The organism is Amycolatopsis sp. NPDC051061 (assembly GCF_040682935.1).
GTDB lineage: Bacteria > Actinomycetota > Actinomycetes > Mycobacteriales > Pseudonocardiaceae > Amycolatopsis.
Window position 1 is genome coordinate 62,202 of the sequence record NZ_JBFBBZ010000026.1, and the last position, 11,919, is coordinate 74,120.

The 11,919-nt window shown below is 70.0% G+C and carries 12 protein-coding genes; 3 read left to right on the forward strand and 9 right to left on the reverse strand.

Annotation, left to right across the window (positions count from 1 at the left end; genetic code table 11):
• Positions 1–52: 52 nt before the first annotated feature.
• The 7 genes from AB0N03_RS31005 to AB0N03_RS31035 form a co-directional block, all read right to left on the reverse strand.
• Positions 53–1,723, reverse strand: coding sequence for an ABC transporter substrate-binding protein (locus AB0N03_RS31005; protein WP_364378756.1), 1,671 nt, complete (start codon positions 1,721–1,723; stop codon positions 53–55).
• Between the two features lie 248 nt (positions 1,724–1,971).
• Positions 1,972–2,556, reverse strand: coding sequence for a uridine kinase (locus AB0N03_RS31010; RefSeq protein ID WP_364378984.1), 585 nt, complete (start codon positions 2,554–2,556; stop codon positions 1,972–1,974).
• A gap of 37 nt (positions 2,557–2,593) precedes the next feature.
• Positions 2,594–3,028 carry a DUF2304 domain-containing protein gene (locus tag AB0N03_RS31015; RefSeq protein ID WP_364378759.1) on the reverse strand — a complete coding sequence of 145 codons (435 nt, stop codon included), beginning with the start codon at positions 3,026–3,028 and terminating at the stop codon, positions 2,594–2,596.
• A gap of 11 nt (positions 3,029–3,039) precedes the next feature.
• Positions 3,040–3,783, reverse strand: coding sequence for a glycosyltransferase family 2 protein (locus tag AB0N03_RS31020; protein WP_364378762.1), 744 nt, complete (start codon positions 3,781–3,783; stop codon positions 3,040–3,042).
• 17 nt (positions 3,784–3,800) lie between these two features.
• Positions 3,801–5,780 (reverse strand): DUF6541 family protein, encoded by a 1,980-nt coding sequence (locus tag AB0N03_RS31025; RefSeq protein ID WP_364378765.1) that lies wholly within the window; start codon positions 5,778–5,780, stop codon positions 3,801–3,803.
• A 64-nt stretch (positions 5,781–5,844) separates the two neighbouring features.
• On the reverse strand, positions 5,845–7,140 hold the full coding sequence (locus AB0N03_RS31030; protein WP_364378768.1) for a hypothetical protein: 1,296 nt from the start codon (positions 7,138–7,140) through the stop codon (positions 5,845–5,847).
• Positions 7,141–7,151: 11 nt separating this feature from the next.
• A complete protein-coding gene (locus tag AB0N03_RS31035) occupies positions 7,152–8,171 on the reverse strand; it encodes a glycosyltransferase (RefSeq protein ID WP_364378770.1) in 1,020 nt (339 codons plus the stop codon).
• An 84-nt stretch (positions 8,172–8,255) separates the two neighbouring features.
• Between AB0N03_RS31035 and AB0N03_RS31040 the strand changes: the two genes are divergently transcribed.
• Positions 8,256–9,353, forward strand: coding sequence for a UDP-N-acetylglucosamine 2-epimerase (locus AB0N03_RS31040; RefSeq protein ID WP_364378772.1), 1,098 nt, complete (start codon positions 8,256–8,258; stop codon positions 9,351–9,353).
• A gap of 57 nt (positions 9,354–9,410) precedes the next feature.
• Positions 9,411–9,968, forward strand: a complete 558-nt coding sequence (locus AB0N03_RS31045; RefSeq protein WP_364378775.1) for a glucosaminidase domain-containing protein — start codon at positions 9,411–9,413, stop codon at positions 9,966–9,968.
• Here the strand turns inward: AB0N03_RS31045 and recR are convergent.
• Both recR and AB0N03_RS31055 read right to left on the reverse strand, forming a co-directional pair.
• Positions 9,965–10,561 carry a recombination mediator RecR gene (recR, locus tag AB0N03_RS31050; RefSeq protein ID WP_364378778.1) on the reverse strand — a complete coding sequence of 199 codons (597 nt, stop codon included), beginning with the start codon at positions 10,559–10,561 and terminating at the stop codon, positions 9,965–9,967. The two genes, AB0N03_RS31045 and recR, sit on opposite strands and share 4 nt — an antisense overlap.
• A 5-nt stretch (positions 10,562–10,566) precedes the next feature.
• Positions 10,567–10,926, reverse strand: coding sequence for a YbaB/EbfC family nucleoid-associated protein (locus tag AB0N03_RS31055; protein WP_155549341.1), 360 nt, complete (start codon positions 10,924–10,926; stop codon positions 10,567–10,569).
• A 79-nt stretch (positions 10,927–11,005) separates the two neighbouring features.
• On the opposite strand from AB0N03_RS31055, the gene AB0N03_RS31060 reads away from it, so the two are divergent.
• Positions 11,006–11,854: an N-acetylmuramoyl-L-alanine amidase gene (locus AB0N03_RS31060; protein WP_364378781.1), complete on the forward strand. Its 849-nt coding sequence runs from the start codon at positions 11,006–11,008 to the stop codon at positions 11,852–11,854.
• The last annotated feature ends 65 nt before the right edge of the window (positions 11,855–11,919 follow it).

The window sequence follows — 11,919 nt, forward strand, 5'->3', positions numbered from 1 at the left end:
CAGGGGGTGGGTGCGGTAGCACCCACCCCCTGCCTTTGGCTGAATTCCTTCGTCAGCTCACGGTCACGGTGTTGAAACGCTCGTCGGTGAGCGGGCTCGCCACCAGACCCTTGACCTTCGGGCCGACCACGATCGCCGGGGTCGGGTAGGCGATCGGGATCGCCGGCAGGAAGTCCATGACCTGCTTGTTGACTTCCTGGTACGCCTTGGCGTGGGCGTCACCGGCGGGCGAAGCGTCCGCCGCGCTCAGGGCCGAGAAGAGCTGCGGGTTGTCGAACCCGAACTCCGCCTTCTTGCGGCCGAAGAACGTGCCGACGAAGTTGCCGGCGTCGTTGTAGTCACCGGTCCAGCCGAGCAGGTGGAGGTCCTGCTTGCCGGCCTTCTGCACGTCGTCCTTGTAGCCACCGTTCCACGGCTCGGCGTGGGCCTCGATGTTGACGCCGATCTTCTTGAGGTCCTCGGAGATCGCGGTGAAGGTGTCCGCCGGGTTCGGCATGTACGGACGGCTGACCTCGGTCGGGTAGTAGAACTTGAGCGTCAAGCCCTCCGCGCCGGCCTCCTTGAGAAGCTGCTTCGCCTTCTCCTGGTCGTACGGGTACTTCGTGACGTCGTCGGTGTAGCCCGAGATGACCTTCGGGACGAACTCGGTCGCGACCTCGGAACCCTCGGCCAGCTTCGACTTCACGAACTGCTCGCGGTTGATGCCGTAGGCCAGCGCCTGGCGGACCTTGACGTCCTTGAGCTTCGGGTTGTTGGCCTGGTTGATGCCCAGGTACAGCACGTTGAACGACGGGCGGATGAGCACCTGCTCGCCGTCGTTGCGCAGCAGGCCGTAGTCCGCCGGGCTCGGGTAGTCGTAGCCGTTGATGTCGCCGGCCTTGAGCGCCTGCTTGCGGGCGTTCTCGTCCGGGATGACCTTGAAGATCAGCTTGTCGAGCTTCGCGGGCGACGGGCTGGTGTCGTTGCGCACCAGGGTGATCTCACCCTTGGCCTGGTCCCAGCTCTCGAACTTGAACGGGCCGGTGCCGACCGGGTGCTTGTTCGCGTACTCGCTGTAGGTGAACGAGTCGCCGCTCTGGGTGACCGTGTCCGCGTTGTACTGCTTGAGCGCGGTCGGGCTCTCGATCGAGAACGACGGCAGCGTGAACGCCGACGGGAACGCGCCCTTGGCCTTGTTCAGGTTGAGGACCGCGGTCGCCGGGTCCTTCGCCTCGCAGCTCTTGAAGACCGGGTCGCCGCTCGCGTCGCCCTCGTTCTTGGCGAAGCCCTCGAAGACGTCGCCGTAGTAGATCATCTGGCTCTGGGCGGCGGCGCCCTTCATGTTGTACCAGCGGTTGAAGTTGAAGCAGACCGCCGTGGCGTCCATCGGGGTGCCGTCGGAGAACTTCACGCCGGACTTGAGGGTGAACGTCCAGGTCTTGCCCTCGTTGCTCGACTCCCACTTCTCGGCGAGAGAGGGCTCGAGGTCGGCGGTGCCCGGCTTGTTCTGGATCAGCGTGTCGTAGATCTGCCGCGTGATCCGGAAGGTCTCGCCCTCGTCGTTGAACGCCGGGTCGAACATCTTCGGGTTTCCGGCGGCACCGAAGATCATCGTGCCTCCGGTACCACCTCCAGCGCCCTCGTCACGCTTCGAATCCGCACACGCGGACAGCGAAACCGCGAGCGCGCCGGTGAGCCCGATCAGGGCCACGCGGCGTGTTCGGGTCAGCCGCAATTGCTGCATCTGGCACCCCTTGGGAGATGTTCGGGTTTTTAAGTCACCGTCCGGTCGGTCAGGAACACCCCGGACGATCGGTGTGCTCGCCGACACTAGCGGGAACTCGGCTCGCACTTAAGCACGTGAGGTTACGATCGCGCTACGTGGGCGTCGATTTGACCGCAATGTGTCCGGAAATCACGACAGACTGTGACCATTTGTGGCGGAGCACTCCGCCCGGCGCCGGATCACTAACTCAGATGGCGGTACCAACGTTAGCCCGGTCGTGGTGACCCGAGTGGCTTACCTTGATCGATCCGGAGTGGGCCGTTGACGCACGGTGACGACACGGTTTCCGACGAAAGTCGGGTACCGGCGGCCGCGGGGGTGCCGTCGACGGCGAACCAGCCGCGCTCGAACCGTTGCCAGCGGCCCAGTTCGGCCCGGGCAGCCTCGCCGTCGCGCGTCACGGCCCGGGCCAGCCGTTCCTCGTCGGAACCCCCGGAGAGCCAGCAGAGGTGCGAAAGCAGGGGTCTTACCGAAGTCCGGCCGCACGAGACACCCTCCAGCACCAGGACTTCCGGCAGCACCACCCGGACGAGTTCCCCCGGCCGGGGTGCCCCGGTGGACCAGTCCATGCGCCGGTAAGCACCTTCGACACCGTTCGCCAAGGGCCGCAGGACACCACCGGCCAGCTGTGGCCACCACGAAACCGGGTCGTCCCACGTCGCGAAGGCGTCGGTGCTCACCAGCTCGGTCCGGCACCCGCGCGCACGCAGTCCGGCGACGATCCGAGCGGCCAGTGTGGACTTCCCCGCGCCCGACGGGCCGTCGACGGCCAGCAGGCGCACCGCCCCCAACCGGGCGGGAGCGGAAAGCAGGGCTTCGATCACCCGGTCACTTGCTGACGCGCTCGACCTCGGGAAGCCCTTTGACGTCGTCCGGCGCGGTGGTCCGCGCCTCCAGCTCGGCGATCCGGCCCGCCAGCTCGCGCTTGGCGTCCTCGAGTTCGCAGCGCAGCAGCGCGGTCTCCTCGACCGACGTGCGCACCTCTTCCTCCAGGTGCCCGACCTCGGTGGACAGGTGCAGCGACACCAGCGCCAGCACGACGCCGGCGAGGAGGAAGACGAAGTTCGACGGCGTCTGCACACCGGTGTGCTTGGCGAGGAAGTCGGCCGCCTGCGGCAGCACCGCGAGGACGACGACGCCGACCGCGACGACGAGCCACACGCCCGCGTACTTCTCGCGCAGCTTCCGCCGCCGCATCATCTCGAGGACGACGAACAGCACAACGCAGGCGACGACGATGCTGAGGATGCGCCAACCGGCCATTTCAGTTCCCCTTACGCCGAGTCGGAGGAGTCGACCGCGGGCCGGCGGCGCACGAGCGCCAGCAGCAGCGCGAGCCCGGCGCGGCCCAGGTAGACGGCCGACTTGACGGGTGAGTGGCTGGGCGTGCCGCCCGCGCGCTCCCGCATGACGACCGGGATCTCCTTGATGGTCAGCTTGGCCCGGATGGCCATCACCAGCGACTCCACGGTGTCCCCGAGGTACTCCGCCGGGTAGTAGCCGGCGAACAGCCGGATCGCGCGCGGCCCCATCGCCTTGAACCCCGACGTGACGTCGGTGAGCTTGGTCTTTCCCAGCCGCGAGAAAACGAGCGAGAGCGCGACCATCGCGTACTTGCGCGGCCCGCTCGCCTTGTACGAGCCCTTGCCGGCGAACCGGGAGCCGATCACGATGTCCGCGTCGTCCAGGCCGCGCAGCAGCGCGTCGAGCTCGTCGGGATCGTGCTGGCCGTCCGCGTCCACCTGCACGACCACGTCGTACCCGCGGGCGGCGGCGTAGCGGAAGCCGGTGCGCATCGCGCCACCGACGCCCAGGTTCACCGCGAGCCGGGCCACTTCGGCCCCCGCCGCGCGGGCGAGCTTGGCGGTGTCGTCGACCGAACCGTCGTCGACGACCAGCAGGTCACCGCCCGGCAGGGCGCGTTTCACCTGCTCGATGACCGAAGCGACGCTCGCGGACTCGTTCAGCGCGGGCATCACGATGAGCACACGGCGGCTGGTCACGGAGGTGCTGGACACGCGATCACTCTAGCCTTTCACTGCCCGTTACCGGCCGCGGACCCTGGAGCGGCACCAGCTGCGACAACGCCCTGCTGGCCCTCGATCTCGTAGACGGTGGAGCCGGGGTTCTGGAACACGACCTTGAAGCCGGGCGTGGTGTCGAGGTGGCTCAGGCCGGGTCCGCTGTTCGTCTCCGACGTGACCTTGCCCTTGCCGACGAAGACGTAGCGCACCTTGAGGTCGGTGAGCAGTTCCCGCACGTGCGGGAACTCGTCGATGTCGTCGAGGTAGAGGCTGAGGTAGCCGGTCGGGGTGTCCGGCTCGGCGCCGTAGAAGGTCCATTCGACCGGCTGGACGCCGTCGAGCGCGTACATCCAGACCGAGCCGTCGGCCTTGCCGTTCATCACGTGCTCGCCGGGCGCGACGTGCGCGCCGAGCCAGTTGAACGCCTGGCGCTCGTCATCGCTGACCGTCGGGCCACCGCTGTAGTTGATCTGCAGGCGGGCGGCGTTGCGGCCGATGTACCCGCCGCGGCTCAGCCCGCCCACGACGACGATCAGCAGCACGACGCCGACGGTGGTGAGCGTCGCCGGCCGGACGTTCGGCAGCCGGGTGCCGGCCTTGCGCCCGAACCAGCGGGCCGCGGTGTCGGTGAACTCACCGAACGCGACCGCCCCGGCCAGCGGGACCAGCGCGCCGATCCGCCAGTGGTCGTTGTAGAAGATGCCGGTGAGCGTGTGGATGAGCGGCGTCTCCAGCGACACGGTGGCCGCGAACAGGCCGCCGAACACGACGTAGGCGGCGACCATCCACAGCATCCGGCGGTGTTTCACCAGCAGGAAGATGCCGATGAGGGCCGGCACGCCGATCCACCACTGCGGGAACGCCGCCATCGGCGAGAACGTGATCGTTTCGCCGAGCCCGCCGGTGACGGTGGCCTGCGACGCCCAGGACGCGCCCGTCACCCCGCCGGCGTTGTACAGCGAAGGCAACGCGAGCGGCAGCCCGCAGAGGACGGCGAGCGCGATCGTGGCCCCGAGCGAGGCCCCGGACCGGCGCCAGTCGATCCGCTCGAACCGGAAGAGGACGGCGAGCAGGATCAGCAGGAAGTACACGACGACGACGAACGCGACGCTGGTGTGCAGGCCGATCAGGCCGGCGACGCCGATGCCGATCGCGACCGGGCCGGCGACCCCGCGCGGCTCCAGCAGCAGGCGGGCGAGCGCGAGCATCGCCGGGATCAGCGCGACGCCGGCGACGTACGGCCAGAGCGGGCCGCGCCACAGCGAGTCGTACGGGAAGTTGGTGAACGACGCCGTCACCGCCGCGGCCGCGGCGACCGCGAGCGCCGGCATCCGCCACACGTGGCACATCGCCGCGACGCCGATCGGCACGCACAGGATCACCGTGAGCGCGCCCATGTTCAGCGTCGGCATCATCGCCAGGCCGGCCTTGTCGAAGACCAGCGCGAGCAGGGCGTGGTAGGTGTCCGGGTAGAAGTAGTTCGTCTGGTCCGGCAGGTTCGCGATGGTGCCGACGGTCGACGGCCGGGCGTCACCGTGCTCGGCGATCCAGCGCACCAGGTTGGCGTGGAACGGCGCGTCCCAGCCCTGCTGGACCTGGTTGAGGCCGCGGGCGCCGCGCAGGAACGTGACGATGCCGACGAGGCTGCCGGCCAGGACGCCGGCGCCGATCAGCAGGTGCTCGCGCACGGACCGGGCGGGGGCCGCCGCGGCGGCGTCCTTCTCGGCCCAGTCCGGGTGACGCCGCGCGGTGAAGCGCGCGACGGCGAACGCCAGCCCGAAGCCGGCGATGGAGAGCACGAGCGTCCACAGGACGACGTCGAGCATCGTCCAGCGGATGCCGAGGCCGCCGAGCACCGGCACGCCGAGGCTGACGATGCCGAACGTCAGGATGGGCGCGGCCGCGGCGAGCAGCCAGCCACGCAGCCGGATCGCGGCCCCGAAGACGAGGCCCGGCAGCCAGAAGGCGAGCACGACCAGAAGTACGTTCATGGTTTTCCGCTGTCCAACCTCACCGGCGTCTTCCCGCCGATCCTGTCCCGGGTTCCGGCCGGGGTCACCCTACTGGGACGTCCGGAGCGGGCCGCACGTTGCCCGGACGCCGCAGAACGAACATCAACACGACCACGAGACCCAGCGTGGGCCCCCCGGCCAGCCCGGCGACCGCCTTGAGGATCGGGTCACCCGGCACGAGCAGCAGTGTCGCCGCGGTGGCGACCGCGACGACGGCCCAGGTGACGAGCACCTTGCTCGCCTCCTTGCGGGCCACGAGCACGGCCGTCATCAGCTGCAACGCCGTGAGCAGCACCGCACCCCACACCATCCACGCCACCCACCAGCCCTGGGCGACGAAGCCCGAGCCGTAGAGCAGCGAGACCAGCCACGGCCCGATCAGCCAGCCGACCAGCGCGCCGACCACACCGAGGACGATCGTGCCGAGCGCGCCGGCCGCGAGCAGCTTCCGCAGCCGGTGCTGCCCCTCTTCGGTGCCCGAGAGCCGGACCACCGTCGGGACGGCGAGCGCCTGCAGCGGGGAGAGCAGCAGCAGCGGCACCCGCGACACGGTGAGCGTCGCGAAGAGGACGCCGACGCCGGCCACGGACCCGCCGGGCGCGAGCAGGCTCACCATCGCCGGGTAGCCGGTGATGACGCTCGCGGTGAGCGCGGCGCCGGTCAGCAGGACGAGGATCCGGCCGGTCACCGGCCCCCAGCCCTCGCCGTCGGCGTGCGGGTCGATCAGTCCGGTGACCGGCTTGACGAACAGCAGCCAGGCGAACGAGCCGGTGGCGGCCGCGATCGCGAACGACGTCACGCCGGTGAGCCCGGCCGCGGCGATCCCGAGCAGCACGAGCACCCGGACCGCGGCTTCGGCGACGACCAGCCCCGCGTACGGCTTGATCCGCTGCTGCCCGACGAGCAGGCCGCGGGCGGCGAACTGGCAGGCGAACGAGATCGCCCCGCACAGCACGATGACGCCGAGGGCGGTGTTGCCCCCGTAGAGCCGGTCCGACAGCACCGGCACGGCCATCGTCAGCGCCGCGACCACGGCGACGGTCACCGCGCCGACGGTCAGGGCGCGCAGCGCGGGCTTGCCTGCCTTGCCGCCGTCGAGCGCGGCCACCGCGGACTGGCGGGACAGCTCCTGCTCCAGCGGCGACAGCGCGCTGCCGAGGCCCATCAGGATGCCCCAGAACGAGAGGTAGACCTTGCTGTTCTCCGGCCCGAGCCAGCGGGTCGCGACCAGCGTCAGCACGTAGCCGAGCGCGATCGCGACGAGCAGCGAGACGCCGATCTTCCCGGCCGAGCGCCCGGTCTCCTTCGCCAGGCTGCGCCCGTCGGCTTCCTCGGTCATCGGCGAGCTCATCAGCCCCGCCGCCGGCGGGCACGCAGCGCCATCACGAGGCCGCGGACGGCACCGGCGCCGAACCCGGCACCGAACACCGGGGCCAGCTTCGCGACGGCCTTGGCCTCCGCGTTCGTCGCGCCGAAGCGCGTCACGGCCATCCCGGCCGCGGCCGACCCGGCGGCGGCCAGCGCGACGGCCGTCTTCGGGCGCTTGACCGCGATGCCGAGGCCGAGCAGGCCGACGCCGAACGCGGCGAACAGGCCGGTGCGGGCCGGGCCCGGCGAGCCGAGGTAGGAGTCCACGAAGGTCGTCCCGCGGAAGTACGCCTGGGCGGCGAACTTCTTGAAGCTCTCGCGCCCGTGGTAGGTCGCGGAGAACTCCGGGGCCAGGAAGATGCGGTGCCGTTCGGCGATCCAGCGCAGGACACCGGTGTCGTCACTGGCGAAGCGGACGTCGTCGAACAGCGATACGAAAGCGTCCGACGCCGATTCGAGAACCGCGCGCGGCGCGGAAAAGAAACCGGTGCCCTTCGGGAACAGGTCGAACTCTTCGATGCCGAAGGACATCAGGCGCGGATTCGCGCAGTACCGGCGCCAGGGGATCTTCACCAGCCCGGCCATGAAGCCGGCGTACGGGTTGTCCTCGGAGTCGACGTTGACGTGCCCGTTCCAGACCGTCCGCTCGGGGTGGTCGACCAGCTGGTCGCGCAGGAACGTCAGCGCGCCGGTGTCCACCACCACGCGGCTGTCGAGCAGGAGGAGCTGGTTCCCGGAGGCCTTGGCGATACCCGCCCGCCGGGCCTCGAAGCGGCCGGAATTGGCTTGGCTGAGCACGGTGATGCCGTGGCGTTCGCGCAGCTCGTCGAGCCGCGCGGGGGTGGCGTCCGTGCTGCCGTCGTCGACGACGACGACCTCGATCGGCCAGCTGGCCTCCGTCGCGGAGGCGAGCAGCGCGCCGACACTGCGTTCGATCCAGTCCTGCTCGTTGTAGACCGGGATCACGACGCTGAGCGAGGGGAGGAGCGGGTTCGCACTCACCGGGCCGAGGCTACCCGGCGGCCCCCGCGATGGGTCGGCCAGTATCCTTACGCAACCGCACCCGACCAGAAATGGGCTTTCACGGTGATTTCCTTCATTCTCGGCACCACCGCGGAACTGATCAAGATCGCGCCGGTCTACCACGGGATCCGCGATCGCGGGGTGCGGCCGAAGATCTGGTTCACCGCGCAGCACGTCGACGAGGTCGCGGACGTCCTCGCGGACCTCGACATGCCCGCGCCGGACGTCTGGCTGGTGCCGGAGGAAAAGGCGCACAACCTCGAGTCGCCGGCGCAGGTGCCGGGCTGGGCCGCGCAGGTCATGCGCACCGCCTGGAGCCGCCGCCACGAGCTGCGCGCCGCGCTGACCGAGGACGGCCGTCCCCCGCTGGTGCTGGTGCACGGCGACACGTTCACCACGCCGTACGGCTCGCTGATCGGGAAGCGGATCCTCAAGTCCCGCGTCGGGCACGTCGAGGCGGGCGCGCGGTCGGGCAGCATCCTGTCGCCGCTGCCGGAAGAGCTCAACCGCAAGATCGCGGCGAAGATCGTCGACATCCACTTCGCGCCGAGCGCGCGTGAGGTGAACAACCTGCGCCACGCCCGCGGCGTCGTCGTCGACACCGAGGCGAACACGGCGATCGACGCGATGCGCCTGGCCATCAACCAGCCGCTGGACGTGCCGGACCTGCCGGAGAAGTTCGGCCTGGCCACGCTGCACCGCTTCGAGCTGGTCTCGCGCCCGGACAAGTACCGCGAGGCGCTGGAGATCCTGCGCGAGCAGAGCCGGCAGATGCCGATCCTGTACATGGCCGGGGCACCGGAACGCGAGAAGATCCGCGCGCTGGGCATCGGGAACATCTTCGACGACCAGTTCATCGTCCAGCCGAAGATGCGCTACCTGAAGTTCCTGCCGCTGGTGGCGCGCGCCGAGTACGTCGTCACCGACTCGGGTGGTCTTTCGGCGGAGTGCTACTACCTCGGCCTCCCCTGCGCGGTGCACCGCGAGCGCACGGAGACGCCGCAGCACCTCGGCGAGACGGTCGTGCTGACGGAAATGCGCGGCGACAAGCTGCAGAACTTCCTCGACACGTACCAGAACCGCCGCGGCGAGTCCTGGATGGACAAGTACCACCCGTCCGAGATCGTCGTGGACACGCTGGCGCAGCTCGGCTACTGCTGAGTCCCTTTCGGGTGACAGCCGGTTTCCGGTCCGGGACGGATCGGGAACCGTGTCGCCATGATCCACATCGGACTGGCAGCCCTGCTGCTGGTGACGCCGCCCATCGACCAGGCCTCGGTTCGTTCGGCGGCGCTGGACGCGGGTTACCAGGAGTCGTACGTCGGCGTGGCGGGCCCGATCGCCCGCGCGATCCACGCGACGTACGACATCCCGGCCTCGGTGACGGTGGCGCAGTCGATCCTGGAGTCGAACTGGGGCCGCAGCAAGCTGTCGACGGCCGAGCTGAACCACTTCGGCTTCAAGTGCGTGACGCCGACGAGCCCGGGACCGCTGGCCTTGAGCTGCGCGCGGTACCCGACCACGGAGTGCATTCCGTCGCCGTGTCATCCGGTGGATGCGTTTTTCCGCTCGTACGCCTCGGTCGAGGACTCATTCCGTGATTACGGGCGGCTGTTGACGACTTCGCCGAATTACGCGGCGGCGTTGCCGGTGCGTTCGGATCCCGACGCGTTCGTCCGGGCGGTGGCACGCAAGTACGCCACCGACCCGGAGTACGCGAACAAGGTGATCAGGCTGATGGACCTGTACGACCTGCGCCGCTTCGACGCGGGTTAGAGCGCCCGGCGGCCCGAGAGCGCGCGACCCAGCGTCAGCTCGTCCGCGAACTCCAGGTCACCGCCCATCGGCAGCCCCGACGCCAAGCGCGTCACGCTCAGGCCCGGGAAGTCCCGCAGCATCCGCACCAGGTACGTCGCCGTCGCTTCGCCCTCCGTGTTGGGGTCCGTCGCGATGATGATCTCGCTGATGTCGGCCTCGCCGATGCGCTTGAGCAGCTCGCGCATCCGGAGCTGCTCCGGGCCGATGCCCGACAGCGGGTCGAGCGCGCCGCCCAGGACGTGGTAGCGGCCCTTGAACTCGCGCGTGCGCTCGACCGCCAGGACGTCCTTCGGCTCCTCGACCACGCAGATCACCGTGAGGTCGCGGCGCTCGTCGCGGCAGATGCGGCACCTCTGCTGCTCGGAGACGTTGCCGCACACCTCGCAGAACTGCACGCCTTCCTTGACCTTGCCGAGGACGTCCTGCAACCGCGAGATGTCCGCCGGGTCCGCGGCCAGCAGGTGGAACGCGATCCGCTGGGCGCTCTTCGGCCCGACCCCGGGCAGCCGCCCGAGCTCGTCGATCAGGTCCTGGACGACACCTTCGTACAAGTTCGTCAGCCGCCGAAGCCGAGGGCGCCGAGGTCCGGCATCCCGCCACCACCGCCGAGGCCGCCGGCCAGCGGGCCGAGCTTCTGCTCGGTGAGCTTCTGCGCGCTCGCCGACGCGTCGCGGACCGCCGCCACGATCAGGTCGGACAGCGTCTCGACGTCGTCCGGGTCGACCACCTTCGGATCGATCTGGAGGCTCTTCAGCTGGCTGTCACCGGAGACGGTCGCGGTGACCAGCCCGCCACCGGCCGTGCCGGTGACCTCGGTGTTGGCGAGCTCTTCCTGGGCCTCGACGAGCTTCTGCTGCATCTGCTGGGCCTGCTGCATCAGCTGGGAAATGTCGAAGCCGCCGCCGGGTTGCACCATGATCGCACTCGGTCCTCTCTGCACGCCTGTGTCATCCACCAGGGTAGTCGCGCCACGCCGGGTGCCGGGCTGTGGCACCGTGGTCGCCGTGCGACGCGCGATTGCCCCCCTCCTGCTGGCCGGTGCCCTGCTGCTCACCGGCTGCGAAGAAGACACCCCGGCGGCTCCGGCGCCCGCTCCCGTGACCACCCGGACGGTGACGCCAACGCCGACGACCGTGACGCCGTCCCCGTCGCCTTCGCTGCCGCCGTCCTCGGCCGCCGCGCCGCCGGTCGCGTCCGGGAAGGTCGTCGTGCTCGACCCCGGCCACAACGGCGGGAACGGTTCGCACCCGGCGGAGATCAACCGGCAGGTTCCCGCCGGGCGCGGCCAGCGGAAGCCGTGCAACACGACCGGCACCGCCACCAACGCCGGCTACCCCGAGCACGAGTTCACCTGGGACGTCTCGCAGCGGGTCGGAAAAGCGTTGGCGAGCAAGGGAATCCGGGTCGTCTACACGCGACCGGACGACACCGGCGTCGGGCCCTGCGTCGACCGCCGGGCCGCGATCGGCAACGAGGCGAGCGCCGACGCCGTCGTCTCCATCCACGCCGACGGCTCGACCGCGGCCGGGGCCAACGGCTTCCACGTCGCGTATTCGTCGCCGCCGTTGAACGCCGCGCAGGGCGAGCCTTCGACGCGGCTCGCGCAGGTCGTCCGGGACACGATGCGGTCGGGCAGCTTCAGCACGTCGAACTACATCGGCGGCAACGGCCTTTCGGCGCGCTCGGACCTCGGCGGGCTGAACCTCTCGACGCGGCCGGCGGTGCTCGTCGAGTGCGGGAACATGCGCAACGCGGCGGAAGCGGCCCGGATGACCAGCGCGGAGGGACGCCAGCAGTACGCGTCCGCCATCGCGGCGGCGATCGAGGCCTACCTGGCTTCCTGAGCCTCGAGGACGGCTTCGCCGTGGCCACGGCGAGCTCGTCGACCTCATCGGCCGCATCTCCCGCA

Bases quoted from the DNA above. Each gene is read 5' to 3' on its own strand.
- AB0N03_RS31015 (WP_364378759.1), bottom strand. From the start codon at position 3,028: ATGGCCGGTTGGCGCATCCTCAGCATCGTCGTCGCCTGCGTTGTGCTG.
- AB0N03_RS31030 (WP_364378768.1), bottom strand. From the start codon at position 7,140: ATGACCGAGGAAGCCGACGGGCGCAGCCTGGCGAAGGAGACCGGGCGC.
- AB0N03_RS31025 (WP_364378765.1), bottom strand. From the start codon at position 5,780: ATGAACGTACTTCTGGTCGTGCTCGCCTTCTGGCTGCCGGGCCTCGTC.
- AB0N03_RS31045 (WP_364378775.1), top strand. From the start codon at position 9,411: ATGATCCACATCGGACTGGCAGCCCTGCTGCTGGTGACGCCGCCCATC.
- AB0N03_RS31005 (WP_364378756.1), bottom strand. From the start codon at position 1,723: ATGCAGCAATTGCGGCTGACCCGAACACGCCGCGTGGCCCTGATCGGG.
- AB0N03_RS31055 (WP_155549341.1), bottom strand. From the start codon at position 10,926: ATGGTGCAACCCGGCGGCGGCTTCGACATTTCCCAGCTGATGCAGCAG.